Annotated in this window: 1 protein-coding gene; it reads right to left on the bottom strand. The window is 64.8% G+C overall.

Annotated features, from left to right (window positions below; translation table 11 throughout):
- On the bottom strand, positions 1 to 293 hold a 293-nt coding region (locus J9889_RS20585; RefSeq protein ID WP_210557921.1), incomplete at both ends, for a hypothetical protein.

Genomic DNA, 293 nt, shown 5'->3' with positions numbered 1-293 from the left:
TTCACCACGATGTTGATGCCACCCACGCTCAGGGTCTTCACCCCGTCCGGCGCGCTGATGGTGAAGTCCCCCGTCACCGTGGTCGACTCCTTGCTGCTGTCCGACCCCGCCGACTCGTTCGCGCCGCGGGTCGCCAGCAGGTCGTCTTCGTACACCTTCGCATCCCCGCCCTCGCCCTTGGGCGTCAGGTTGGTGATGGTCACCCCGTCATCGTCGTTCTTGATGGTCAGGGTCAGGGTCGCCGTGCTCACGTCTCCGTCCGCATCCGTCAGGGTGTAGGTGAACACTTCGCT

It is taken from the genome of Aeromonas sp. PrichA-15 (genome assembly GCF_017939245.1).
Classification (GTDB): Bacteria; Pseudomonadota; Gammaproteobacteria; order Enterobacterales; family Aeromonadaceae; genus Aeromonas; species Aeromonas caviae.
The sequence above is the reverse complement of the archived record's forward strand: the minus strand, read 5'-3'. Positions and strand labels throughout refer to the sequence as shown.